The organism is Enterobacter sp. 2VL (genome assembly GCF_005503595.1).
Lineage (GTDB): Bacteria > Pseudomonadota > Gammaproteobacteria > Enterobacterales > Enterobacteriaceae > Enterobacter > Enterobacter cancerogenus.
Genome location: NZ_SCNE01000011.1, coordinates 64423 through 87964 on the forward strand (window position 1 = coordinate 64423; position 23542 = coordinate 87964).

Genomic DNA, 23542 nt, shown 5'->3' on the forward strand with positions numbered 1-23542 from the left:
CCCTCACCCCGACCCTCTCCCACAGGGAGAGGGGGATAAGGGTTAGAAAATCTTCGAGAACTTATCAATGTTGCTGGCATCGTAGACGAACGGCTCGGCCATCGCCCCGTTGCCGTCGGCATCCAGCTTCACTTTGCCGAGTTTGCCCATGCTGGCTTCGCCTTTGGTGGCGGTGCCTTTTACCAGGTCATCCGCCAGATAGGTGGCAGCGTAGCCAAGGTCAATCGGGTTCCAGATGGCAAAACTCTTGCTTGCCCCGGATTTCACTGCGCCCGCCATTTCAGACGGTAGACCTAAACCGGTGACGTAAACTTTGCCGATCTTGCCCTGGTCTTTGACCGCCTGCGCGGCGGCCACAATGCCTACCGACGACGGCGAGACGATCACTTTCAGGTCAGGCCAGGTTTTCAGCAGGCCGACCGCTTCGCGGTAGCTTTTGTCAGAGAGATCGTCGCCGTAGGCCACTGTCACCAGATTGACGGACGGGTACTTCGGCAGCACCTTTTTCATCTCCGCAATCCAGGTATTCTGGTTGGTTGAGGTTGGCGTGGCGCTCAGCACCGCCACGTCGCCTTTCTCGACGTTCAGCGCTTTTAGCGCGTCGGCGGCAAGTTTGACGTTGGTTTCACCGATCAGGGCGTTGTTCGACGGGTTCAGGTGGATTTGACGCCCGGCCTTCGCCACGCCGGAATCCCACGAGACAACCTTGATGCCGCGCTGCATCGCTTTTTTCAGCACCGGCACGACCGCATCCGGATCGTTCGCCGAGATGGCGATCGCATCCACGCCCTGGGCGATCAGCCCGTTCAGCACTTCGATCTGCGCTTCCGCCGTGGTGGTGGTCGGGCCGGTATAAATCACTTTTACATCGCCTAACTCTTTGGCCGCCTCCTGCGCGCCAACGTTCGCTGCCTCGAAGAATCCATTCCCTAAGGACTTCGCCACGAGGGCGATTTTCACTTCTGCTAAAGCGGAACCGGACAACGCCAGTGCGGCAACGGTGAGGATCAAGCTTGTCTTTATTTTCATTGCTTTTACTCCACATGAGTCAGTTGTAGGGATTGCAGGTGGTTTTCGCCCCGTCTCAATGAGCGGGGCGCGATGTTTTTATGGGTACAATGCTAACGCTGACTGCATTGGGGTGACGCCGAAGCGTTTGCCCAGCGCGATCAGCTCTTCACGGGTGATGGTCTGCTTCATGCCGCCCATGGCGTAGACTTTCACCAGCACTTCAGCCGACTTCTCGGCGGTGTCGATCAGGCCAAAGGTTTCATCCAGCGTCGGGCCGCTGCCGAACACGCCGTGGAACGGCCACAGCACCAGGGAATGTTTTTGCATATCCGTCGCGGTGGCCTGGCCGATCTCGTCGGTGCCCGGCACCATCCACGGCAGAATGCCCACGCCGTCCGGGAAGACCACCAGACATTCGGTACTGCCTTCCCACAGCTTGCGGGTGATCAAATCCGAACTGTTTTCCAGCACGTAGGTCAGGGCAATCAGGTTGGTGGCGTGGCAATGCATGATCACGCGGTCTTTGCCCTGGGTCGCCTTGATGCGCTCGCAGTGGGAAAGGAAGTGCGCAGGCAGTTCAGAGGTGGGCACCGCCTCGTCCGTCAGCCCCCAAAGAATGTGGTAGCCTGCGCCGTCGCTGTCCACTTTCACCACCCCGAGGTTGGCCTGCGGGTCAAGCTGTACGTTGCGGAAAAACTTGCCGGAACCGGTGACGATAAACGGCGTATTGGCAAGCAGCGGCATCGGCTGGCTCAGCGCGATATAGCGCGGCTGCGGGTGGAAATCGGCGACGTACGGCTCGATGTCTGCGTCGTCCAGACGCAGCGTCAGGTTGCCGCCGTTACGCTCGTCCCAGCCCTTGAGCCAGGCGTCGGAGGTGGCTTTGATCATGCCCTGGACGAACCAGGAGGTGGTGATGGTCTGCATACTGTGTTTCCTTTGAAAATGCCGGGTGGCGCTACGCTTACCCGGCCTACTCTTACCTGTAGGCCCGGCAAGCAACGCGCCGCCGGGCAATGTTTTTTACTGACGAGCGGTGAGAACGTCTTTCTCATACGCCCGCACGTTATCCAGCCACTGGCTGCCCGCCGGGGCGTCGTGACGCTGGCAGTACATCTCCCACACCGCCTGCCACGGCAGGGATTTCTGCTCCTCCAGCAGCGCCAGACGGGCGGTGTAGTCGCCGTTTTCCTCCAGCTGCTTCAGCGCGGCGGTTGGCTCCAGCAGGGCGCGCAGCAGGGCTTTCTTCATATTGCGGGTGCCGATAACCCACGCCGCGATGCGGTTGATGGAGGCGTCAAAGAAATCGAGGCCAATGTGCACGCGGTCGAACAGGTCGTGGCGGATGATTTCGCTGGCGATTGCCTGAGTTTCGTCATCCAGTAACACCACGTGGTCGCTGTCCCAGCGCACCGGACGGCTGACGTGCAGCAGCAGGCGCGGCACGTAGAGCATGGCGGCGGAGATTTTGTCGGAGATCACCTCCGTCGGGTGGAAGTGACCGGCGTCCAGGCACAGCGCGGTCTGGCGGCTGGTGGCGTAGCCCATGTAGAACTCGTTCGAGCCGACGGTGTAGCTCTCCGCGCCGATGCCGAACAGCTTGCTCTCCACGGCGTCGATGTGGTGCGCCGGGTCTAGTTTTTCGCTGATGGCTTCATCCAGTGCGGCCAGCAGGCGCTGACGCGGCGCCAGGCGGTCAACGGTGATGTCCTTCATGCCGTCCGGGATCCAGATGTTCATCACCGACGGCGTGCCGAGTTGCTCGCCGAAGTACGCCGAGACGCGGCGGCTGGCTTTGACGTGGTCAATCCAGAACTGGCGGATTTCATCGTTGGCGTGGGCGAGGGTAAAGCCATCGGCGCTCAGCGGGTGCGAGAAGCAGGACGGGTTAAAGTCCAGCCCCAGCCGGTTGGCTTTGGCCCACGCCACCCAGTTCGTAAAGTGTTCCGGTTTGATCTCGTTACGCGCCACCGGCTCGTCGGATTCGAGATAGATGGCGTGCAGATTCAGGCGTTTTGGACCCGGGATCAGGCTCAGCGCCAGCTCCAGGTCGGCACGCAGTTCGCTGGCGTTGCGCGCTTTGCCCGGATAATTACCCGTTGCCTGAATGCCACCCGTCAGCGAACCGCCTGGGTTTTCGAAACCGGCGACGTCATCGCCCTGCCAGCAGTGCATAGAGACGGGCAGACGGTCGAGCTGGCGCAGCGCCGCGTCGACATCCACGCCGACGGCGGCGAAACGCTGTTTAGCCAGGTCCCAGGCTTGTTCAAGTTGAGTGGTCATGCGCAAAGCTCCTTAGTCAGTCGTTTTTGCTGAAACTGCGCCCGGTAGCGGGCAATGTCATGGCAGGGATGGGGAGTGAAGGTGGTCAGGCCATAGTTGTCGGCCACTACCGAGCGGAAATCGTCGACGCTCGCCAGTTCGTCCAGGGTCATCAGCTGAATGCCGATATTGCCGAGCGTGGAGGCCTCAACCGGCCCGGCGACGACGGTGATCCCGCAGGCGTCGGCGCAAAGCTGGTTCAGCAGCTGGTTCTGGCAGCCGCCGCCAACGATGTGCAACCGGCTGAACGGCCTGCCGCGAAGGCTCGCCAGTTCGTCGAGAATGTCGGCATACAACAGGGCGAGGCTGTCAAAAATACAGCGCGCCAGCTCGGCAGGGCGGGACGGCACCGGTTGGCCGGCCTCGACGCAGGCGGCCTGGATCTCGGCGCTCATGTGCGCCGGGTTGATAAAGCGGTCGTCATTGGGGTTGATCAGGTACGTACAGGCCGTCAGCTTTTCGGTTTGTGCAATCAGCGAGGCCAGGTCGGTGATGTTCTGCTCTTTCAGCACCCGCTGGAGCAGCCACAGCCCCATGATGTTCTTTAACACCCGGTAACGGCCTTCTGCACCGCCCTCGTTGGTGATGTTCGCCGCCAGCGCGGCGTCGCTGGTGTAGGGCGTTTTGCTCTCAAAGCCCATCAGCGACCAGGTGCCGGAAGAGAGATACGCCGCGTCTTTGTCGGCAAGCGGCGCGGCGATGACCGCGCTGGCGGTATCGTGGCTCGCCACGGCCACCACCGGGATCGGATTGCCCTGCGGGCAGAGCCACTCGCCAATCACATTGCCCGGATGGGTCGGCGTGCCAAACCACGACGGCGAGGCACCCGTCCAGGCCAGCAGGTTTTCGTCCCAGTTATCGGAATTGATGTTCACCAGCTGCGTGGTGGTGGCGTTGGTGTATTCCCAGTTCAGGTTGCCGGTCAGGCGGTAGCTGAAGTAGTCGGGGATCAGTAGGGCGTGCGCCGCCTTTGCTGCCAGTTCCGGCTGCTGTTCGACCAGGGCGCGCAGCTGATACAGGGTGTTAAACGGCAGGAACTGAATGCCGCTGCGCCCGTAAATCGTCTCTTTACCCAGATGGGCGATGGCATGCGCCATGACGCCGTCGGTACGGCTGTCGCGGTAAGAGACGGGCAGGCCGACGCGTTCGCCAGCGTCGTCCAGCAGGACGTAATCCACGCCCCAGGTATCAATTCCGATGCTGTCGATACGGATGCCGTCATTGCAGACGTTCTCAAGCCCGGTACGGATGGCCGCCTCCAGGCCGTCAATGTCCCAGGTATCAAAGCCGTCCCGCTTTTGCAGGCAGTTGGCAAAACGGTGCATTTCGCGAAGCGAAAGCGTGCGCTGGCTACGGTCCCAGGTCGCCAGCATTACGCGGCCGCTGGATGCGCCTAAATCGACAGCCACACAATGGCGAAAAGTCATGGTCACGTCCTTTCTCAAGTCATTAGCGGTGAGTGTAAGAAAGGGAAGAAAAAGGCACCTTCTCGCCAGTGACAGGGCAAATCGCGCGCTGGCAAGAAAGCAAAGGTGAACGTGAGGCAGTTCACAGTTTCCAGTAATGGCGGGGTTTTCAGGCAGTGTGACGCTTACCGCATTTCCCGATCTTTCCGCCCGTTTCTTGAAAAACGAACAGCTTTTGCGAGGTTTGCTGCTGAAAATTTAAGGTGCGTGCGCCGGGCCTTAATTACTATTTTGAGAACTTTTCTCATTGGTGGGGGCCGTTATGACCGTACTACACAGCGTGGATTTTTTTCCTTCGGGCGGATCGCCTGTCGCGATTGAGCCACGGCTCCCGCAGGCAGCGTTTCCGGAACATCATCATGATTTCCATGAGATTGTGATTGTTGAGCACGGCACGGGCATTCACGTCTTCAACGGCCAGCCGTACACTATCAGCGGTGGCACGGTCTGCTTTGTACGCGATCACGACCGGCATTTATACGAACATACCGACAACCTGTGTCTGACCAACGTGCTGTATCGCTCGCCGGATGCGTTCCAGTTTTTGTCCGGGCTTAATCAGCTTTTGCCCCAGGAGAAAGACGGGCACTATCCGTCGCACTGGCGGGTTAATCAGTCCACGTTGCAGCAGGTGCGCCAGCTGGTGAGCCAGATGGAGCAGAGCGAGGAGGGGCTGGAGACGCACGTCGTTGCCACGCGTGAACTTCTGTTTATGCAACTGCTGGTGCTGCTGCGCCGCAGTAGCCTGGTGGAGGGGCTGGAAAATAACGCTGCGCGCCTTAACCAGCTGATGGCCTGGCTGGAAGAGCACTTTGCTGAGGATATCTGCTGGGAAACGCTGGCGGATGATTTCTCGCTGTCGCTGCGTACCCTGCACCGCCAGCTGAAGCAGCACACCGGGCTGACCCCACAGCGCTATCTTAACCGCCTGCGTTTAATCAAGGCCCGGCATCTGCTGCGCCACACGGATGAAAGCGTCACGGACATCGCTTATCGTTGCGGTTTCGGCGACAGTAACCACTTTTCGACGCTGTTTCGCCGTGAATTTAGCTGGTCGCCGCGCGACATACGCCAGGGCAAGGACGCGTCGCTTCAGTAACGCGAGGGCAATCACCGTTTTTTCGCCGCAAAAAGGCTAATAATGTCAGGTTATTCGCCCGTGAGGTTGTGGTGTGGCTGCTCAGTTAATTCTTCGCAAAGATGATTTTTTTGCCTCCGCAGGCCAGGCCGTTGCGGTGGCCGATCGCTATCCGCAAAACGTCTTTGCCGAACACACGCATGAATTTTGCGAGCTGGTGCTGGTGTGGCGGGGCAACGGCCTGCACGTCCTTAACGACCGGCCTTACCGCATCACGCGCGGGGATCTGTTTTACATTCGCGCCGAGGACAAACACTCCTACGCCTCGGTGAACGACCTGGTGTTGCAGAACGTCATCTACTGCCCAGACAGGCTCAAACTCAACGTCGACTGGGCCGCAAACATTCCGGGGTTTGTTGATGCGAAGGGCGCACCGCACTGGCGCTTAAGCAGCAACGGCATGACCCAGGTCCGGCAGGTGATTTCCCAGCTTGAACAGGAGAGCCTGAAAAACGATCCCGAGGCTAACCAGATGGCGGAGCTGCTCTTTGCCCAGCTGGTAATGACCCTCAAGCGCTATCGTTATGCCACCGACAACCCCTCCGCCACCACTCAGGAGGCGCTGCTTGATAAGCTCATCACCCAACTTGCGGGCAGCCTGAACAAGAGTTTCGTGCTGGAAAAGTTCTGCGAGCAGGAGCAGTGCAGCGAACGCGCGTTACGCCAGCAGTTCCGCACCCAGACCGGGATGACGGTGAACCACTATCTGCGCCAGCTGCGCATCTGCCACGCTCAGTATTTGCTCCAGCATACGGAGCTGATGGTGAGTGAGGTGGCGATGCGCTGCGGCTTTGAGGACAGCAACTACTTTTCGGTGGTGTTTAACCGCGAGGTGGGGATGACGCCGGTACAGTGGCGTCATCGTAGTCGAAAGGCGGCGTGATCAGTTCGCCATGCCGAGGCCAACAATGTTGGCAGCGATAATAATCACCACGCAGCCGAGGCTCAGCACGCCCACCGGACGACGCCCGGCGTTGTTCCACTCCTTCAGCACCAGCCCCACCAGGCCGCCGCACAGCACGTAGAAGCTCATGTGCAGCATCCAGCTCATGTAATCGTACTGCGCCGGAATGCTGGCGTGGCCCCAGGCGTAGAAGAAGAACTGCAGATACCACATCAGCCCACCCAACGCGGAGAGCAGCACGTTGGTTACGATCAGCGGTTTTGCCAGCGAGAAGTCGGCTTTTACCGACAGGTTCTTCACTTTTGCCAGACGAATAAAGCAGAAGCCCAGGTTGACCAGCGCGCCGCCGCCCATGATCACCACGTAGCTTGGCAGGGCAACGTACAGCGGGTCGACGCCCAGCGCGGCGGCGGCTTCGTGCATCGGTTTGGCGGCGTTCATGGCGAAGGACATACCGGCGGAGAAGATGCCGCACATTACCGCCAGCAGCAGCCCTTTCTTCAGGTTGAAGTCCTCGGCTTTGATGCCCATCTTGCGCTCTTTAAGCTGGCCCGCGCGGGTCACGATGCCCACGCCGATCACCGCGACCAGCACGCCCAGCAGCGTCATGCGCCCGCCTTCGGTATTGATCAGCACGTCGAAATTGCCGTTGAGGATTGGCGTCATCAGGGTGCCGACAATCAGCGTAATGCCAATCGCGATGCCGATACCCATCGACATGCCGAGGTAGCGCATGGTGAGGCCATAGTTGATGTTGCCGATGCCCCACATCGCGCCAAACAGGAAGACCGGCAGCAGGGTAGAGGCGCTGAAGGAGGAGAAATAGCCCCAGAAATCGGGCAGGAGCATGGCGCTGATGGTCCACGGCAAAATCAGCCATGACACCGTACCGCCGACGGACCACATGGTTTCCCATGACCAATGTTTAACCTTTTTAAACGGGGCATAGAAACAGGCTGCACTGGCTGCGCCTATCAAATGCCAGAAAATACCCATCGTAATCGCATGATTCATTTTTACATCCTCATCGTTTTTATAGTCGGTGGCTTCCCGCCGACTTGATGAGTGTAAAAATTAGGCGGTTTGGGAACCTTCAGAAGGTTGCCGCACTTTTGTTCAGGATGGCAATCAGCACGTTAACCGCGTGAGCAGACTCACAATTTCGCGATGAGAGGGAAAATGAATAACCTTATAAAAACTACGGCATTGATAATCATTTTCAATATCATTTAATTAACTATAATGAACCAACTGCTTACGCGGCATTAACAGCTGTGCCGCCCGACACTAATGGAGAGGATTATGAGTTATACACTGCCATCCCTGCCGTATGCCTACGACGCACTGGAACCGCATTTCGACAAGCAGACGATGGAAATCCATCACACTAAACACCACCAGACCTACGTGAACAACGCCAACGCTGCGCTGGAAAGCCTGCCAGAGTTCGCTAGCCTGCCGGTTGAAGAGCTGATCACCAAACTGGACCAGCTGCCAGCAGACAAGAAAACCGTTCTGCGTAACAACGCTGGCGGCCACGCTAACCACAGCCTGTTCTGGAAAGGCCTGAAAACCGGTACTACCCTGCAGGGCGATCTGAAAGCGGCTATTGAGCGCGACTTCGGTTCCGTAGACAACTTCAAAGCGGAATTCGAGAAAGCCGCTGCGACCCGTTTCGGCTCTGGCTGGGCGTGGCTGGTCCTGAAAGGTGACAAACTGGCGGTGGTTTCTACCGCAAACCAGGACTCCCCGCTGATGGGTGAAGCGATCTCTGGTGCATCCGGTTTCCCAATCCTGGGCCTGGACGTGTGGGAACACGCTTACTACCTGAAGTTCCAGAACCGTCGTCCAGACTACATCAAAGCCTTCTGGGACGTGGTGAACTGGGACGAAGCTGCAGCGCGTTTCGCTGCGAAAAAATAAGGTTGCATTGACGCCTGTGAGAAGCGAGTCTGATGACTCGCTTTTTTTGTATCTGAAGGAGTAGAGATGCACTACCCGGTCAACGTGTTTACAGGCAAGGTAACGGAGTACGAAGGCAGCCGCCCGAGCGCCATCGCCAAAGTGCAGGTTGACGGCGAGTTGAGCCTCACCGAGCGCGGTCTCGTGGGCGATGAGCAGGCCGAAAAGAAAATTCACGGCGGGCCGGAGCGCGCGCTGTGCCACTATCCGCGTGAGCATTATGCTTACTGGATGAGTGAATTCCCCGAGCAGGCGGAGCGCTTCGTCGCACCCGCCTTTGGCGAGAACCTCTCTACCGAGGGGCTGACCGAGCAAAACGTCTTTATCGGCGATATCTTCCGCTGGGGCGATGCCCTGATTCAGGTGACGCAGCCGCGCTCGCCGTGCTTCAAGCTGAACTACCATTTTGGCATTGAAGATATGTCCGCCCGGCTGCAAAGCGCCGGTAAAACCGGCTGGCTCTACCGCGTGGTGCTGGCGGGGAACGTTTCGGCGGATGCCCCGCTGGCGCTCGTTTCACGCGTGAGTGATGTGTCGGTGTACGACGCCTGCGCGATCGCCTGGCATATGCCCTTTGACGATGAGCAGTATCATCGCCTGCTGTCAGCGGCAGGGCTATCGACAAGCTGGACCAGAACGATGCAGAAAAGGCGTTTAAGCAACAAAATTGAGGATAATTCGCGAAGATTGTGGGGAAGATAATCCCTTTTGGCGAAATGCAGGCCGGGTAAGGCGAAGCCGCCACCCGGCTTTTTTGTTGGCATCTTGCGTGAATTTGCCCGGTGGCGCTGCGCTTACCGGGCCTGCAAAACGAACAGCTACGAACGCTTATACAACGGCAGCCACAGCGTTAAACGCAGTCCACCCAGCGGACTGTCGTCGGCTTTCACCCAGCCACGATGCTGCTGCATGGCGGTTTCAACAATCGCCAGCCCCAGCCCCGTGCCGCCGGACTCGCGGTCACGCGCCTCGTCGGTACGGTAGAACGGACGGAAAATCTGCTCGCGATCTTCCGGACTCACGCCCGGGCCGTCGTCGTCCACGATGATGGTGATCCCGTCTTTATCCACCGAGAACGCCACCTCAATCTTCGTGTGCGAGTAGCGCAGGGCGTTACGCACGATATTCTCCAGCGCGCTTTCCAGTGCGTTAGGGTTACCGTACAGCGGCCATGGGCCTGGCGGGAAGTTAACGGTGAACGATTTCCCCATCTGCTCGGCTTCGAATGCCGCGTTATCCAGCACCTCATGCCACAGATGGTTGGCTTTGACCGTTTCACTCACCAGCGCGTTTTTCTGCTGGTTGCGCGACATCACCAGCAAATCGTTGATCATGCTGTCCAGACGATGCGCTTCGGTTTCAATACGCTCCAGCTCTTTGCTCTCGCCGCTGCGGCGGCGCAACAGCGCGGTGCCAAGCTGCAGTCGCGTGAGCGGGGTGCGCAGTTCGTGGGAGATGTCCGATAGCAGGCGTTGCTGCGCGGTCATCATGCGGTCAAGGGCGCTCACCATCTGGTTAAAACTGGTCCCGGCGGCCAGGAACTCCTGCGGCCCGGCTTCCAGCTCGGGATGTTGTCTCAGGTTGCCCTGAGCCACTTCGTCGGCGGCGTTTTTCAACTTACGTGCCGGTTTCGCCAGACTCCACGCCAGCCAGAGCAGCAGCGGCGAGCTGAGCAGCATAGTCACAATCAGCAGCAGAAGCGGGCGGTCGAACAGCAGGTTGATGAAATCTGTCTGGGAGCTGCTCGCAGGGCGAATCAGATAGAGCTGATAGTTATCCTCCCCGTCTCTGACGGAGAAAGGCCCTACCATCTCAACCCGGCCATATTTTTTCTTCTGAGGGTGGTCGGCGTTATCCGCCTGGCCAATGAAGTTGCGGATGATCTGCATTTCATTGCGATCGGCCCCAATGACGCGGCCTTCGCTGGTCACCAGCAGAAGACGTTGTCCGGGCGGCGCCCACTTGTCGATAGCGCGAAACAGCCTGCGCCACCACATCAAATCGTTTGGCGGATCGTTTGCCAGCTCGGCTTCGACGTGTTGTTCGATCATCACGCCCTGACGTTGCTCACTGTCGAGAAGCTCCGTCATCTGGCGTGAGTCGAGTTTTGGCAACATCAGTACGAGCATTAAAACCAGTGCCAGCGTCAGCCAGAAGATGGCGAAGATGCGGGCGGTTAAGCTGCCTATCATGAAGCGGAAACCATCAGATAACCGCGACCACGTAGGGTTTTAAACCACGGGTGACCGTCTTTACGCTCCGGTAATTTACGGCGCAGGTTAGAAATATGCATGTCGATGGCGCGGTCAAACGGCGTGAGACGTTTGCCCAGCACTTCCTGACTCAGGTGTTCACGCGATACCACCTGGCCGAGATGCTGCGCCAGCAGATAAAGCAGGGTGAACTCGGTGCCGGTTAATTCCAGCGTCTGGCCGTCAAAGCTGGCTTCCTGACGACCCGGGTTCAGGCTCAGGGAGTCCACTTCCAGCGTCGGCGAGCTGTTGTCCGTATTTTGCTGCTGCTCGCTCCAGTGGGAACGACGCAGGATTGCGCGAATACGGGCCACCAGTTCACGGTCGTTGAACGGTTTCGGTAAATAGTCATCCGCACCCAGCTCAAGGCCAAGGACACGGTCAAGTTCGCTGCCGCGTGCGGTCAGCATGATAACGGGGGTCTGGTGCGTCTGGCGAAGCTCTTTCAGCGTATCAATGCCGTTTTTCTTCGGCATCATAACGTCGAGCAAAAGTAGATCGATGCTGTCATCAAGGAGACTCAGCGCCTGCTCGCCATCGTGGGCAACCAGAACGTTGAAACCTTCCATGTCGAGCAACTCCTTTAAAAGGGAAGTCAGCTCTCGGTCATCATCAACTAACAGAATTTTATTCATTGTTTAAATACCTCCGAGGCAGAAATTACGACATCAAGGCTATCTAATCCATGACTTTACGTTGTTTTACACCCCCTGACGCATGTTTGCAGCCTGAATCGTAGACTGTCTCTCGCTGAATCGCGACATGAAAGATTTTGGGAGCAAGTGATGCGCAAAGTTACCGCTGCCGTCATGGCCTCAACGCTGGCCTTCAGTGCGTTTAGCCAGGCTGCTGTAGCTATCATCGGCGATACCGGTTCCTCGCAGGAGGGCGCAGCGCAGAATAGCAGCCAAAGCCATATGTTTGACGGCATAAGTTTAACCGAACATCAACGCCAACAGATGCGAGATCTGATGCAGAGGGCACGACATGAGCAGCCCCCTGTTAATGTTAGCGAAATGGAGACAATGCACCGCCTCGTCACCGCAGAAAATTTTGACGAAAGCGCTGTACGCGCTCAGGCCGAAAAAATGGCTCAGGAACAGGTTGACCGCCAGGTAGAGATGGCGAAGGTCCGCAACCAGATGTTCCACCTGCTATCGCCCGAGCAGCAAGCGGTTTTGAACGACAAACATCAGCAACGAATGGACCAGTTGCGTGAGGTTGCACGGATGCAGCGAAGCTCAGAAACAACGTTTTTCAGTAGCAATAGCAGCACCCGTAGTAACCAGTAAACCCTGTTTTCCTTGCCATAGACACCATCCCTGTCTTCCCCCACATGATGTGGGGGTTTTTTTTGCCCGTCGTTCAGGTTTGTTAACCTTTTATTCATCCTTAGACTCCTCTTCCATCCGTTATACTAGCGCCATGGCATGACAGGAGTGTTTATGAATCAATCCTATGGCCGGCTGGTTAGCCGGGCCGCAATAGCCGCGACGGTGATGGCGTCGTGTTTGCTGATTATCAAAATTTTTGCGTGGTGGTACACGGGCTCGGTCAGTATTCTGGCTGCCCTGGTGGACTCGCTGGTGGATATTGCCGCCTCGCTGACCAACCTGCTGGTGGTGCGCTATTCGCTGCAACCGGCTGATGAAGAGCACACCTTCGGGCACGGAAAGGCGGAATCGCTGGCGGCGCTGGCGCAAAGCATGTTTATTTCCGGTTCGGCGCTGTTCCTGTTTTTAACCGGCATTCAGCATCTCGCCTCGCCGACACCGATGAACGATCCGGGCGTCGGCGTGGCTGTTACGGTAATCGCACTTATAAGCACTCTTGTTCTGGTAACGTTCCAGCGCTGGGTCGTGCGTAAAACGCAAAGCCAGGCGGTACGGGCAGATATGCTTCATTATCAGTCTGATGTTATGATGAATGGGGCGATTCTTATTGCGCTCGGTCTGGCCTGGTATGGCTGGCATCGTGCGGACGCGTTGTTTGCGTTAGGCATTGGCGTCTATATCTTGTATAGCGCTTTACGGATGGGGTATGACGCGGTGCAATCGCTTCTCGACCGCGCGCTTCCGGACGCAGAACGCGATGATATATATTCCATCGTGACCTCCTGGCCCGGCGTCAGTGGGGCACACGATCTTCGTACGCGGCAGTCAGGGCCGACCCGCTTTATTCAGATTCACATAGAAATGGAAGACAACCTGCCGTTGGTTCAGGCTCACATCATAGCTGAGCAGGTCGAGCAGGCAATTTTGCAGCGTTTTCCTGGTTCAGACGTCATCATTCACCAGGACCCCTGCTCGGTTGTACCCGGACACGTTCAGCTTTCGTAATACGGTGTAAAAAAGTGAGCCAGGCCAGCATTTTGTGTATAAATTACCGCCATAGGGTCTGACCTGAATCAATTCAGCTGGAAGAGATTGATATACTATTTGCAGTATTCGTTGATGGAATAATTTCTTTCGGCAACAGATTTCAATTTTGCATTCCTAAGTTCAGAGGTAGTCATGATTAAGAAAATCGGTGTGTTGACAAGCGGCGGTGATGCGCCCGGCATGAACGCGGCAATTCGTGGGGTTGTTCGTGCAGCCCTGACCGAAGGTCTGGAAGTGTTTGGCGTCTATGACGGTTACCTGGGCCTGTATGAAGACCGTATGGTTCAGCTCGACCGTTACAGCGTGTCTGACATGATCAACCGTGGCGGCACCTTCCTCGGCTCCGCACGCTTCCCGGAATTCCGTGACGAACACGTTCGTGAAGTGGCTATCGAAAACATGAAAAAACGTGGCCTCGATGCGCTGGTTGTTATCGGCGGTGACGGTTCCTACATGGGTGCAAAACGTCTGACTGAAATGGGCTTCCCGTGCATCGGCCTGCCGGGCACCATCGACAACGACATCAAAGGCACCGACTACACCATCGGTTTCTTCACCGCACTGGGTACCGTTGTTGAAGCGATTGATCGTCTGCGCGACACCTCTTCTTCTCACCAGCGTATCTCCATCGTGGAAGTGATGGGTCGCTACTGTGGCGATCTGACCCTGGCGGCGGCGATTGCGGGTGGCTGTGAGTTCATCGTGGTGCCGGAAGTGGAGTTCAGCCGTGAAGATCTGGTGAACGAAATCAAAGCCGGTATCGCGAAAGGTAAGAAACACGCGATCGTGGCCATCACCGAGCACATCTGTGATGTGGATGAACTGGCGAAGTACATCGAAACCGAAACCAAGCGCGAAACCCGTGCAACCGTACTCGGCCACATCCAGCGCGGCGGCTCCCCAGGGCCATACGACCGTATCCTGGCGTCCCGCATGGGCGCGTATGCGATCGATCTGCTGCTGCAGGGCCACGGTGGCCGCTGCGTCGGTATTCAGAACGAAAAACTGGTACACCATGACATCATCGACGCGATTGAAAACATGAAGCGTCCGTTCAAAGGTGACTGGCTGGACTGCGCGAAAAAACTGTACTAATCGGCTCTGTTGCCCGGTGGCGCAGCGCTTACCGGGCCTACAAAAGTTTGGTTCGTAGGCCGGGTAAGGCGTAGCCGCCACCCGGCTTTTTTACGCACTCAATCTCCTTTTTTATTCCTCAAAGTTATAGCCAATCTTTTTTTATTCTTTAATCATCGGTTAGCTTTCTGGCACGCTGCAATCATCAAAACATTGCATAAGAGAGCCGGGCGATGAACAAGTGGGGCGTAGGGTTAACATTATTGCTGGCATCGACCAGCGTGCTGGCAAAGGACATTCAGCTTCTGAACGTGTCGTACGACCCGACGCGTGAGCTGTACGATCAGTATAACAAGGCCTTTGCGGCGCACTGGAAGCAGGAAACCGGTGATAACGTGGTGGTTCGCCAGTCGCACGGCGGTTCCGGTAAGCAGGCAACCTCGGTCATCAACGGCATTGAAGCCGATGTCGTCACCCTGGCGCTGGCTTACGACGTAGACGCCATTGCCGCGCGTGGCCGTATTGATAAGAACTGGATCAAACGCCTCCCGGACAACTCCGCGCCGTACACCTCGACCATCGTTTTCCTGGTGCGTAAAGGCAACCCGAAACAGATCCATGACTGGAACGACCTGGTCAAGCCGGGCGTTTCCGTGATCACCCCGAACCCGAAAAGCTCCGGCGGCGCGCGCTGGAACTACCTGGCGGCCTGGGGCTACGCACTACACCACAACAACGGTGACCAGGCGAAAGCCCAGGATTTCGTCAAAGCGCTGTATAAAAACGTTGAAGTGCTGGATTCCGGCGCGCGTGGCGCAACCAATACCTTCGTGGAGCGCGGCATTGGTGACGTGTTGATTGCGTGGGAAAACGAAGCCCTGCTGGCGACTAACGAGCTGGGCAAAGACAAGTTTGAAATCGTCACCCCGAGCGAATCTATCCTCGCCGAACCGACTGTCTCCATCGTCGATAAGGTAGTGGAGAAAAAGGATACCAAAGCGGTGGCTGAGGCCTATCTGAAGTATCTCTACTCGCCGGAAGGCCAGGACATTGCCGCGAAAAACTTCTATCGTCCGCGCGATCCGGCGGTTGCGAAGAAGTACGAGAACGCCTTCCCGAAACTGAAACTCTTCACCATTGATGAGGAATTTGGCGGCTGGGCCAACGCGCAGAAAACGCATTTCTCCAATGGCGGCACCTTCGACCAGATCAGCAAACGCTAGCCTTTCGCACAGAACGACACGGTGACCCGGTGTGAGAAATCCACCGGGTTTTTTATTTGGTCATCATTTTGCGTTACTCTTTTGCCTCTATGAAAAACAGGGAACGCGTTGTGAAAAAAATACTTTTGCTCATTTTGATTGTTATCGTGCTCGCCGCAGGGGGCTGGTACTTTTTAAAAGCGGGTAATTCGAATGCGCTGCGTCATATCGTGCTCGACCAGTGCGTGCCTAATCAGCTTAAAAACGATAACCCTGCGCCGTGCGCAGAGGTGAAGCCGGATGCAGGCTACGTGGTGTTTAAAGACCGCAACGGTCCGCTGCAGTATCTGCTGATGCCCACCTACCGCATCAATGGCACCGAAAGCCCGCTCCTGACCGAGCCTCAAACCCCTAACTTCTTCTGGCTGGCGTGGCAGTCGCGTAACTTTATGAGCCAGAAGCGCGGCGCAGACGTGCCGGACAGCGCCGTCTCACTGACCATCAACTCCCCGACTGGCCGCACGCAGAACCATTTCCATATTCACATCTCCTGCCTGCGTCCGGACGTGCGGCAAAAGCTGGACGCCAGCCAGGGGCAGATCAGCACCCAGTGGCTGCCGCTTCCCGGCGGACTGGAAGGGCATGAATATCTCGCCCGCAGGGTGACGGAAAACGAGCTGGTACAGCGCAGCCCGTTCATGATGCTGGCGGAAGAGCTGCCGGAAGCGCGCGACCATATGGGACGCTTCGCGCTGGCGATGGCGCAGCAGTCTGACGGCTCATTTGTTCTGCTGGCGACCGAACGTAACCTGCTCACCCTTAACCGCGCATCCGCTGAGGAATTACAGGATCATCAATGCGATATCCTGAAGTGACCCCACCATAAATAGCGTTTACTCGCCCTGCCTGTCGCCGTAGACTTGCTGAAAAAATCTACAGGAGACAGGCATGTCGCTCTGGTTCACTCACCCTCTGTTTCTGCCCTCGCTGATTGTTGGCGTCACCATTGTGCTCTGGGCGACGTCGCTGCTGCCGGAGTTCATTACCGCGCTGCTGTTTTTCACGGCGGCGATGGCCACCAAAATAGCCCCGCCGGACGTTATTTTCGGCGGTTTTGCGTCGTCCGCTTTCTGGCTGGTGTTCAGCGGGTTTGTGCTGGGCGTGGCGATCCGCAAAACCGGCCTCGCGGACAGGGCCGCGCGGGCATTGTCCGCGAAACTGACCGACTCCTGGGTACTGATGGTGGCAAGCGTGGTGCTGCTCAGCTACGCGCTGGCGTTTGTGATGCCGTCGAACATGGGACGTATTGCGCTGCTGATGCCAATTGTCGCCGCCATGGCGAAGCGGGCCGGTATTCCTGATGGCTCCCGCGCCTGGTTTGGCCTGGCGCTGGCGGTCGGATTCGGCACGTTCCAGCTCTCCGCGACCATTCTGCCAGCCAACGTTCCCAACCTGGTGATGAGCGGCGCGGCGGAAGGTTCGTACGGGATCCACCTCAACTATGTGCCGTACCTGCTGCTGCATACGCCGGTGCTGGGCATTCTCAAAGGTCTGATTCTGATCGGCCTGATCTGCTGGCTGTTTCCCGGCAGCCCAAAGCCGCCGCGCAATCTGGCACCCTCTGAGCCGATGGGGCGGGACGAAAAGCGTCTCGCCTGGCTGCTGGCGGTCGTGCTGGTGATGTGGGTCACCGAGAGCTGGCACGGCGTGGGACCCGCCTGGACGGGTCTGGCGGCATCGGTCATCGTCATGCTGCCGCGTATTGGCTTTATCACCGGAGAGGAGTTCTCGGCGGGAGTGAACATGCGCACCTGCATTTATGTGGCGGGCATTCTCGGGCTGGCGATTACCGTCACGCAGACCGGTATCGGTGCGGCGGTGGGGGAGGCGTTGCTGCACGTTATGCCGCTGGATGCAGACAGGCCGTTTACCAGCTTCCTGGCGCTGACGGGGATCACCACCGCGCTCAACTTCATCATGACGGCCAACGGCGTTCCGGCGCTGTACACCACGCTGGCGCAGAGCTTCGCGGATGCGACCGGCTTCCCGCTGCTGTCGGTGATCATGATTCAGGTGCTGGGGTATTCCACGCCGCTGCTGCCGTATCAGGCGTCGCCGATTGTGGTGGCGATGGGGTTAGGGAAGGTGCCTGCGAGGGCGGGGATGTTGTTGTGTCTGGCACTGGCGATAGCGACCTATATGGTGCTGCTGCCGCTGGATTATCTGTGGTTTAGCTTGCTGGGACGGCTGTAAAAAAGCCCGGTGGCGCTGACGCTTACCGGGCCTACAGAACCGTAGGGCGGGTTAGCTAAGCGCCACCCGCCACAACAGCATTACGCCTGTTTAGCGGCTTCTGCTGCTTTAACGATCACCGCGAAAGCGTCGGCTTTCAGGGATGCGCCGCCAACCAGCGCGCCGTCGATGTCCGGCTGGGTGAACAGCTCAGCGGCGTTCGCTGCATTTACGGAACCGCCGTACTGGATGATAACCTGCTCAGCCACTTTCGCGTCTGCTTTAGCAATGTGGTCACGGATAAATTTGTGAACCGCCTGCGCCTGCGCTGGGGTTGCTGATTTGCCGGTACCGATAGCCCAGACTGGCTCGTAAGCGATAACCGCGCCTTCGAACGCGCTCGCGCCCTGGGTTTTCAGTACGGCGTCGATCTGACGAGCACACACTTCTTCGGTTTTACCCGCTTCGTTTTCTGCTTCGGTTTCACCGATGCACAGAACCGGGATCAGACCCTGCTCTTTCAGCACGGCGAATTTCTTCGCGATAAACTCGTCGGATTCTTTGTGGTAGGTGCGACGCTCAGAGTGGCCGATGATGATGTATTTCGCGCCGATATCTTTCAGCATTTCAGCGGAGGTTTCACCGGTGAATGCGCCAGACAGATTAACGTCAACGTTCTGAGCACCCAGCACGATGTGGCTGCCGTCAGCGGCACGTTTAGCCAGGTCCAGGTACATATCCGGTGGCGCGATAGCAACCGCACAGCCCGTTACGCCAGCCAGCTCTTTACGCAGGTTCGCAACCAGCTCGTTTACCATGTGGCGGCTGCCGTTCAGTTTCCAGTTACCCATCACTAAAGGATGTCGCATTTTAATTCTCCACGCTAAATAAGCGAATTAAGGAATATGGCCACCCTTAAGGGCGGCATGGTCTGTGAATCAGTATAGAGATTTTCCCTCGAAAGGCTTTGCTTTTTGTCATTAATTCGCCCCTCCGAGCGGGTCTGATAGTGCCAGCTTAATCGGTTCAACAGCGAAGGTCAGTCCCTTTTCGCCATTATCTGCCACCACATAGCGAACGGCACCTTCGGTCTCGGCGTAATAGTGTTTGTTTTTACCCGCAGTGAGCAGTTTTTGCAGCTTTTGCTGGCTCTGCGCTTTGGTTAAGGCCGGGGTAAAAGCGCGCAGCACGGCGCTCATGTATTCATGGGCTTTCGCTTTTGCCGCTTTCTGTTCAGGCCCCTGGATGGGCAGCCAGGTTATCTGCATGCTTTTGATTTTTAACGTTCCACGCTCCAGCGCGGTTGAGGCATACAGATTTTCGTTAATCTTGCTGGCTGCGCGGGTGAGGGTCGAGGTATCCCGGGCGCTCTCGATAGAGCGAAATTCATCCAGCGGCAGGGTTGGGTTGTCTTTGTTAAAGGCTTCGCGGAACTGGCTGATGGAGCGATCGAACGACGGCGCGCCCGCAAGCAGATAGGGCGCGGCAGCAGGAGCGGCGTTGTCGGCGGCGTGCAGGGTGACGCTGGCGCTCAGCATCGCTAAACACAGTAACAGAGAGTATGCCGAACTTTTCATCAATATTGCCCCTGGCCGTCAATGGCCATGATTAAAACGATATATGCCTGGCTTGTCAAAAGGTCACCACTCCAGGGTAAAATGCGCGCTATATCATAATAAGGAACCTTACATGACCATACAGCAGTGGCTGTTTTCATTCAAAGGGCGTATCGGACGCCGGGACTTCTGGATATGGATAGTGACGTGGATCGTCGCTATGCTGGCGCTGTTTTTCGTGGCGTTCAATGCGTGGCTGAGCACGCAAACTGCGGCCTTTGCGCTGGTGTGCCTGCTGTGGCCAACGGCGGCAGTGGTGGTAAAACGCCTGCACGATCGCGGCCGCTCCGGCGCATGGGCATTTCTGATTATTCTGGCGTGGATGCTGGTGGCAGGGGACTGGTCGATACTGCCATCCATCCTCCCGTGGGTGGTTGGCCTGCTGTTGCCGACCATTATCTTTGTGATGATGATTATCGATCTGGGCGCGTTTATCGGCACCCAGAGCGAAAACAAATACGGTAAAGACACCCTTGAGGTGAAGTACCGCTGATCACCAGTAGTGTTCAGCCGTCATATGGCCCGGTCGGCGGCGAAGGTGCTTCGTCATCTGCCGGGTATCCTTCAGAAGCTGCTGCGTATCCCTGACCATCTGCGGGTTACCGCACAGCATCACGTGGCTGGTTTCCGTATTCATCGGTAAACCAACCGCCGCTTCCAGCGCACCGCTCTCAATCAACGCCGGCACGCGTCCCGTCAGCGAGCCTGCCGCCGTTTCGCGGCTGACCACGGTCTGAATTTTCAGCTTCCCGGCATAGCGCTGCTCCAGCGCCTGCATTTGCGGCAGATAGCTCAAATCAGCGGCATAGCGCGCGGCGTGTACCAGCACGATATTCTTAAAACGCTCAAGATCTTTGCCGTACTCCAGAATGGAGAGGTAAGGGCCGATGGCGGTCCCGGTCGCCAGCATCCACAGGGTGTCGCAGTCCGGAATTTCGTCCAGCACGAAGAAGCCTGCGGCTTCGCTGACAATCTGCACCTCGTCGCCGGGCTTCAGCGCGGCGAGGCGCGGGCTGAGCTTGCCGTCCGGGACGGTAACCAGATAGAACTCAAGGTCCGGGTTATCCGGCGCGTTGACGTATGAATAGGCGCGCTGTACGCGCTCGCCGTCGACATCCAGCCCCAGCTTCGCAAATTGCCCTGCGGTAAACGGATGAACCGGAGCGTGAAGGGTGAGACTAAATAGCGCATCGGTCCAGAACTGTACCTTTGTGACTTTACCCGTTACCCAGTCCGCCATGATCTTCTCCTGTGCTGTTTCTCTGCTCTATCTTCCGGTCTTGCGGGGAAGATTTCCAGCCCAATCGGGCCGGAAAGCTCAATCGATCAAACGGTTTTACAGAATGTGGGTCTGCACGTCCGGGTCTTTACGATCGAGATAGTGGATAGACTGAATGCGGCGAATGGTGCGTGATTTTCCGCGGATCAGCAGCGTTTCGGTGGTCGCCATATTGCCCTTGCGGGTAATGCCATCCAGCAGATCGCCTTTAGTGATGCCGGTTGCAGAGAAGACCACGTTATCGCTGCGCGCCATGTCTTTTAACGCCAGTACCCTGTTGGCTTCAATGCCCATCGCCGCACAGCGTGCCAGTTCGTTCTCGCCAATGCGACGGTTCTCTTCGCTGTCGCCTTTAACGTCGTGACGCGCCAGCAGGCGGGCCTGCATATCGCCGTCGAGCGCGCGGATCACCGCCGCGGAGACCACGCCTTCAGGCGCGCCGCCGATGCCGTAAAGCACGTCCACTTCGCTGTCAGGCATGCAGGTCAGGATGGAGGCGGCAACGTCGCCGTCCGGGATGGCAAAGACGCGCACGCCGAGCTTTTGCATCTGGGTGATGGTGGCGTCGTGGCGCGGTTTCGCCAGAATGGTGACGGTCAGTTCACCGAGCGGTTTACCCAACGCCGCGGCGACGTTGCGCAGGTTCTCTTCCAGCGGCAGGTTAAGGTCGATTGCGCCCTTCGCGCCGGGGCCGACGATCAGCTTTTCCATGTACATATCTGGCGCATTGAGGAAGCAACCTTTGTCGCCGACCGCCAGCACTGCCAGGGCGTTAGCCTGGCCCATCGCCGTCATGCGGGTGCCTTCAATGGGGTCGACGGCGATATCCACGGCATCGCCCTTGCCGGTACCGACTTTTTCACCGATGTAGAGCATCGGCGCTTCGTCGATTTCGCCTTCGCCAATCACGATGGTGCCGTCGATGTTGACCTGATTGAGGACAATGCGCATGGCATGGACAGCTGCGCCGTCAGCGGTATTTTTGTCGCCACGGCCAAGCCATTTATAGCCAGCCAGGGCGGCGGCTTCGGTGACGCGGGAAAACTCGATGGCAAGTTCACGTTTCATGAGGTACTCGTGCAATCAAAAAGAATTGCACGAAGTTTATCACAGAGTGGGATGGGGTGCGGGGACCGGTGCGGTCTGGGCCCCTCACCCTGACCCTCTCCCCATGGGAGAGGGAATATTTGATTACTCGTCGTGCTCTTCCCACGCCAGGGCGCGCTTCACCGCTTTCTTCCAGCCGCTGTAGCGGTAGTTACGCTCGGTGGTTTCGATACCCGGGCGGAATTCGCGTTCGATGACCGCTTTCTCCTGCAGTTCGTCCAGGTTCTGCCAGAAACCGACCGCCAGACCGGCGAGGTACGCCGCGCCAAGCGCCGTAACTTCGCGCACTTCAGGACGCTCCACGCGGGTGCCCAGAATATCGGACTGGAACTGCATCAGGAAGTTGTTGGCGACCGCGCCGCCGTCCACGCGCAGGGCGTGAAGACGAATGCCGGAGTCGGCCTGCATCGCTTCGAGCACATCGCGCGTCTGGTAGGCAATGGACTCCAGCGTCGCGCGGATGATGTGGTTTGAGTTCACGCCGCGCGTCAGGCCGAAAATAGCACCGCGCGCATACGGGTCCCAGTAGGGAGCGCCAAGGCCGGTGAAGGCAGGCACCACGTATACGCCGTTGGTGTCTTTCACCTTGGTGGCGAAATATTCGGAGTCAAACGCGTCGCTGATGAGCTTCATCTCGTCGCGCAGCCACTGAATAGACGCGCCTGCCATGAATACCGCGCCTTCCAGAGCGTAGTTCACTTCGCCGCGCGGGCCACAGGCGATAGTCGTCAGCAGGCCGTTCTCTGATTTCACCGCCTTCTCGCCGGTGTTCATCAGCATAAAGCAGCCGGTGCCGTAGGTGTTCTTCGCCATCCCTTCCTTAACGCACAGCTGGCCGAACAGCGCCGCCTGCTGATCGCCAGCGATACCGGCGATAGGGATACGCGTGCCGCCTTTACCGCCGATGTTGGTCTGGCCGTACACCTCGGAGGACTTGCGTACCTGTGGCAGCATGGCGCGTGGGATATCCAGCGCGTCCAGCATCTTGTCATCCCACTCGAGGGTGTTGATGTTGAACAGCATGGTGCGCGAGGCGTTGGTGTAGTCGGTGACGTGCACGCGTCCCTGGGTCATCTTCCAGATAAGCCAGGTATCGACGGTGCCGAACAGCAGCTCGCCGCGTTTTGCGCGCTCGCGTGAGCCTTCGACGTGGTCGAGGATCCACTTCACCTTGGTGCCGGAGAAGTACGGGTCAATGACCAGCCCGGTGGCGCTACGGATGTACTCTTCCATGCCGTCGCGTTTCAGCTTTTCGCAAATTTCCGAGGTGCGGCGGCACTGCCAGACGATGGCGTTGTAAATCGGTTTGCCGGTTTCGCGTTCCCAGACAACGGTGGTTTCACGCTGGTTGGTGATGCCGATGGCGGCAATCTCGTCGGAGCTGATGTCGGCTTTCGCCAGCACTTCGACCAGAGTAGAGCTTTGTGACGCCCAGATCTCCATTGGGTCGTGCTCTACCCAGCCTGGACGAGGATAAATTTGTTCAAATTCGCGCTGTGACACGCTGACGATGTTCGCGTCATGATCCATTACGACAGCGCGGGAGCTGGTGGTGCCCTGGTCGAGCGCAACGATATATTTTTTTTCGGTCATGGT

23 protein-coding genes are annotated in these 23542 nt (G+C 57.7%); 11 read left to right on the top strand and 12 right to left on the bottom strand.

Annotated features, from left to right (window positions below):
• Positions 1 to 42 precede the first annotated feature (42 nt).
• From rhaS (FFS28_RS19595) to rhaB, 4 genes are all read right to left on the bottom strand, one after another.
• Positions 43 to 1029, bottom strand: coding sequence for a rhamnose ABC transporter substrate-binding protein (rhaS, locus tag FFS28_RS19595; RefSeq protein ID WP_006179148.1), 987 nt, complete (start codon positions 1027 to 1029; stop codon positions 43 to 45).
• 78 nt (positions 1030 to 1107) lie between these two features.
• Positions 1108 to 1938 carry a rhamnulose-1-phosphate aldolase gene (rhaD, locus tag FFS28_RS19600; protein ID WP_137903768.1) on the bottom strand — a complete coding sequence of 277 codons (831 nt, stop codon included), beginning with the start codon at positions 1936 to 1938 and terminating at the stop codon, positions 1108 to 1110.
• 96 nt (positions 1939 to 2034) lie between these two features.
• Positions 2035 to 3294 carry an L-rhamnose isomerase gene (rhaA, locus tag FFS28_RS19605; RefSeq protein WP_137903769.1) on the bottom strand — a complete coding sequence of 420 codons (1260 nt, stop codon included), beginning with the start codon at positions 3292 to 3294 and terminating at the stop codon, positions 2035 to 2037.
• Entirely contained in the window at positions 3291 to 4760 is a 1470-nt protein-coding gene (gene rhaB / locus FFS28_RS19610; RefSeq protein WP_137903770.1) for a rhamnulokinase, read from the bottom strand. The genes rhaA and rhaB overlap by 4 nt, the downstream gene beginning before the upstream one ends.
• A gap of 301 nt (positions 4761 to 5061) precedes the next feature.
• Between rhaB and rhaS (FFS28_RS19620) the strand changes: the two genes are divergently transcribed.
• Together rhaS (FFS28_RS19620) and rhaR are read left to right on the top strand one after the other, a co-directional pair.
• Positions 5062 to 5898 (top strand): HTH-type transcriptional activator RhaS, encoded by an 837-nt coding sequence (gene rhaS, locus FFS28_RS19620; RefSeq protein ID WP_137903772.1) that lies wholly within the window; start codon positions 5062 to 5064, stop codon positions 5896 to 5898.
• A 73-nt stretch (positions 5899 to 5971) separates the two neighbouring features.
• Entirely contained in the window at positions 5972 to 6820 is an 849-nt protein-coding gene (gene rhaR, locus FFS28_RS19625) for an HTH-type transcriptional activator RhaR (RefSeq protein ID WP_006179153.1), read from the top strand.
• Here rhaR and rhaT read toward each other — a convergent pair whose 3' ends face one another.
• Positions 6821 to 7855, bottom strand: coding sequence for an L-rhamnose/proton symporter RhaT (gene rhaT / locus FFS28_RS19630; RefSeq protein WP_058610685.1), 1035 nt, complete (start codon positions 7853 to 7855; stop codon positions 6821 to 6823).
• A 288-nt stretch (positions 7856 to 8143) separates the two neighbouring features.
• Here rhaT and sodA point away from each other — a divergent pair, with 288 nt between their 5' ends.
• Together sodA and yiiM are read left to right on the top strand one after the other, a co-directional pair.
• Positions 8144 to 8764, top strand: coding sequence for a superoxide dismutase [Mn] (gene sodA / locus FFS28_RS19635; RefSeq protein WP_014833772.1), 621 nt, complete (start codon positions 8144 to 8146; stop codon positions 8762 to 8764).
• A 66-nt stretch (positions 8765 to 8830) separates the two neighbouring features.
• Positions 8831 to 9505: a 6-hydroxyaminopurine reductase gene (yiiM, locus tag FFS28_RS19640; protein WP_006179157.1), complete on the top strand. Its 675-nt coding sequence runs from the start codon at positions 8831 to 8833 to the stop codon at positions 9503 to 9505.
• A gap of 116 nt (positions 9506 to 9621) precedes the next feature.
• On the opposite strand, the gene cpxA is transcribed toward yiiM, so the two are convergent.
• Positions 9622 to 10995 carry an envelope stress sensor histidine kinase CpxA gene (gene cpxA / locus FFS28_RS19645; RefSeq protein WP_006179158.1) on the bottom strand — a complete coding sequence of 458 codons (1374 nt, stop codon included), beginning with the start codon at positions 10993 to 10995 and terminating at the stop codon, positions 9622 to 9624.
• Positions 10992 to 11690 (bottom strand): envelope stress response regulator transcription factor CpxR, encoded by a 699-nt coding sequence (gene cpxR, locus FFS28_RS19650; RefSeq protein WP_006179159.1) that lies wholly within the window; start codon positions 11688 to 11690, stop codon positions 10992 to 10994. Before cpxR ends, cpxA begins: the two co-directional genes overlap by 4 nt.
• 150 nt (positions 11691 to 11840) lie before the next feature.
• Between cpxR and cpxP the strand changes: the two genes are divergently transcribed.
• The 6 genes from cpxP to FFS28_RS19685 all read left to right on the top strand — a co-directional run bounded on the left by cpxP (position 11841) and on the right by FFS28_RS19685 (position 17965).
• Positions 11841 to 12347, top strand: coding sequence for a cell-envelope stress modulator CpxP (gene cpxP, locus FFS28_RS19655; protein WP_006179160.1), 507 nt, complete (start codon positions 11841 to 11843; stop codon positions 12345 to 12347).
• Between the two features lie 153 nt (positions 12348 to 12500).
• Positions 12501 to 13394 (top strand): CDF family cation-efflux transporter FieF, encoded by an 894-nt coding sequence (fieF, locus tag FFS28_RS19660; RefSeq protein ID WP_042322666.1) that lies wholly within the window; start codon positions 12501 to 12503, stop codon positions 13392 to 13394.
• A 174-nt stretch (positions 13395 to 13568) separates the two neighbouring features.
• Complete coding sequence (gene pfkA, locus FFS28_RS19665; protein WP_131635617.1) at positions 13569 to 14531, top strand: 6-phosphofructokinase; 963 nt, start codon at positions 13569 to 13571, stop codon at positions 14529 to 14531.
• Positions 14532 to 14743: 212 nt separating this feature from the next.
• Positions 14744 to 15733 (top strand): sulfate ABC transporter substrate-binding protein, encoded by a 990-nt coding sequence (locus tag FFS28_RS19675; RefSeq protein ID WP_006179164.1) that lies wholly within the window; start codon positions 14744 to 14746, stop codon positions 15731 to 15733.
• 110 nt (positions 15734 to 15843) lie between these two features.
• Positions 15844 to 16587, top strand: a complete 744-nt coding sequence (locus FFS28_RS19680) for a CDP-diacylglycerol diphosphatase (protein WP_042322668.1) — start codon at positions 15844 to 15846, stop codon at positions 16585 to 16587.
• A gap of 73 nt (positions 16588 to 16660) precedes the next feature.
• Entirely contained in the window at positions 16661 to 17965 is a 1305-nt protein-coding gene (locus FFS28_RS19685; protein WP_137903773.1) for an SLC13 family permease, read from the top strand.
• 80 nt (positions 17966 to 18045) lie between these two features.
• Here FFS28_RS19685 and tpiA read toward each other — a convergent pair whose 3' ends face one another.
• Positions 18046 to 18813: a triose-phosphate isomerase gene (tpiA, locus tag FFS28_RS19690; RefSeq protein ID WP_042322670.1), complete on the bottom strand. Its 768-nt coding sequence runs from the start codon at positions 18811 to 18813 to the stop codon at positions 18046 to 18048.
• Positions 18814 to 18924: 111 nt separating this feature from the next.
• The gene (locus FFS28_RS19695; RefSeq protein ID WP_137903774.1) at positions 18925 to 19521 is read right to left on the bottom strand and encodes a DUF1454 family protein; all 597 of its coding nucleotides are present in this window, start codon (positions 19519 to 19521) and stop codon (positions 18925 to 18927) included.
• 112 nt (positions 19522 to 19633) lie between these two features.
• Between FFS28_RS19695 and FFS28_RS19700 the strand changes: the two genes are divergently transcribed.
• On the top strand, positions 19634 to 20053 hold the full coding sequence (locus tag FFS28_RS19700) for a DUF805 domain-containing protein (RefSeq protein ID WP_006179169.1): 420 nt from the start codon (positions 19634 to 19636) through the stop codon (positions 20051 to 20053).
• On the opposite strand, the gene fpr is transcribed toward FFS28_RS19700, so the two are convergent.
• The 3 genes from fpr to glpK all read right to left on the bottom strand — a co-directional run bounded on the left by fpr (position 20054) and on the right by glpK (position 23539).
• Positions 20054 to 20800, bottom strand: a complete 747-nt coding sequence (fpr, locus tag FFS28_RS19705) for a ferredoxin--NADP(+) reductase (protein WP_058610683.1) — start codon at positions 20798 to 20800, stop codon at positions 20054 to 20056.
• A gap of 96 nt (positions 20801 to 20896) precedes the next feature.
• Positions 20897 to 21907, bottom strand: a complete 1011-nt coding sequence (gene glpX, locus FFS28_RS19710) for a class II fructose-bisphosphatase (protein WP_137903775.1) — start codon at positions 21905 to 21907, stop codon at positions 20897 to 20899.
• 123 nt (positions 21908 to 22030) lie between these two features.
• Positions 22031 to 23539: a glycerol kinase GlpK gene (gene glpK, locus FFS28_RS19715; protein WP_006179172.1), complete on the bottom strand. Its 1509-nt coding sequence runs from the start codon at positions 23537 to 23539 to the stop codon at positions 22031 to 22033.
• Positions 23540 to 23542: the final 3 nt, after the last annotated feature.

Excerpts from the sequence above, each read along its gene's own strand:
- rhaS (WP_006179148.1), bottom strand. The coding sequence starts at position 1,029 with ATGAAAATAAAGACAAGCTTGATCCTCACCGTTGCCGCACTGGCGTTG.
- rhaD (WP_137903768.1), bottom strand. The coding sequence starts at position 1,938 with ATGCAGACCATCACCACCTCCTGGTTCGTCCAGGGCATGATCAAAGCC.
- rhaA (WP_137903769.1), bottom strand. The coding sequence starts at position 3,294 with ATGACCACTCAACTTGAACAAGCCTGGGACCTGGCTAAACAGCGTTTC.
- rhaB (WP_137903770.1), bottom strand. The coding sequence starts at position 4,760 with ATGACTTTTCGCCATTGTGTGGCTGTCGATTTAGGCGCATCCAGCGGC.
- rhaS (WP_137903772.1), top strand. The coding sequence starts at position 5,062 with ATGACCGTACTACACAGCGTGGATTTTTTTCCTTCGGGCGGATCGCCT.
- rhaT (WP_058610685.1), bottom strand. The coding sequence starts at position 7,855 with ATGAATCATGCGATTACGATGGGTATTTTCTGGCATTTGATAGGCGCA.
- sodA (WP_014833772.1), top strand. The coding sequence starts at position 8,144 with ATGAGTTATACACTGCCATCCCTGCCGTATGCCTACGACGCACTGGAA.
- yiiM (WP_006179157.1), top strand. The coding sequence starts at position 8,831 with ATGCACTACCCGGTCAACGTGTTTACAGGCAAGGTAACGGAGTACGAA.
- cpxA (WP_006179158.1), bottom strand. The coding sequence starts at position 10,995 with ATGATAGGCAGCTTAACCGCCCGCATCTTCGCCATCTTCTGGCTGACG.
- cpxR (WP_006179159.1), bottom strand. The coding sequence starts at position 11,690 with ATGAATAAAATTCTGTTAGTTGATGATGACCGAGAGCTGACTTCCCTT.
- cpxP (WP_006179160.1), top strand. The coding sequence starts at position 11,841 with ATGCGCAAAGTTACCGCTGCCGTCATGGCCTCAACGCTGGCCTTCAGT.
- fieF (WP_042322666.1), top strand. The coding sequence starts at position 12,501 with ATGAATCAATCCTATGGCCGGCTGGTTAGCCGGGCCGCAATAGCCGCG.
- pfkA (WP_131635617.1), top strand. The coding sequence starts at position 13,569 with ATGATTAAGAAAATCGGTGTGTTGACAAGCGGCGGTGATGCGCCCGGC.
- FFS28_RS19675 (WP_006179164.1), top strand. The coding sequence starts at position 14,744 with ATGAACAAGTGGGGCGTAGGGTTAACATTATTGCTGGCATCGACCAGC.
- FFS28_RS19685 (WP_137903773.1), top strand. The coding sequence starts at position 16,661 with ATGTCGCTCTGGTTCACTCACCCTCTGTTTCTGCCCTCGCTGATTGTT.
- tpiA (WP_042322670.1), bottom strand. The coding sequence starts at position 18,813 with ATGCGACATCCTTTAGTGATGGGTAACTGGAAACTGAACGGCAGCCGC.
- FFS28_RS19695 (WP_137903774.1), bottom strand. The coding sequence starts at position 19,521 with ATGAAAAGTTCGGCATACTCTCTGTTACTGTGTTTAGCGATGCTGAGC.
- FFS28_RS19700 (WP_006179169.1), top strand. The coding sequence starts at position 19,634 with ATGACCATACAGCAGTGGCTGTTTTCATTCAAAGGGCGTATCGGACGC.
- fpr (WP_058610683.1), bottom strand. The coding sequence starts at position 20,800 with ATGGCGGACTGGGTAACGGGTAAAGTCACAAAGGTACAGTTCTGGACC.
- glpX (WP_137903775.1), bottom strand. The coding sequence starts at position 21,907 with ATGAAACGTGAACTTGCCATCGAGTTTTCCCGCGTCACCGAAGCCGCC.
- glpK (WP_006179172.1), bottom strand. The coding sequence starts at position 23,539 with ATGACCGAAAAAAAATATATCGTTGCGCTCGACCAGGGCACCACCAGC.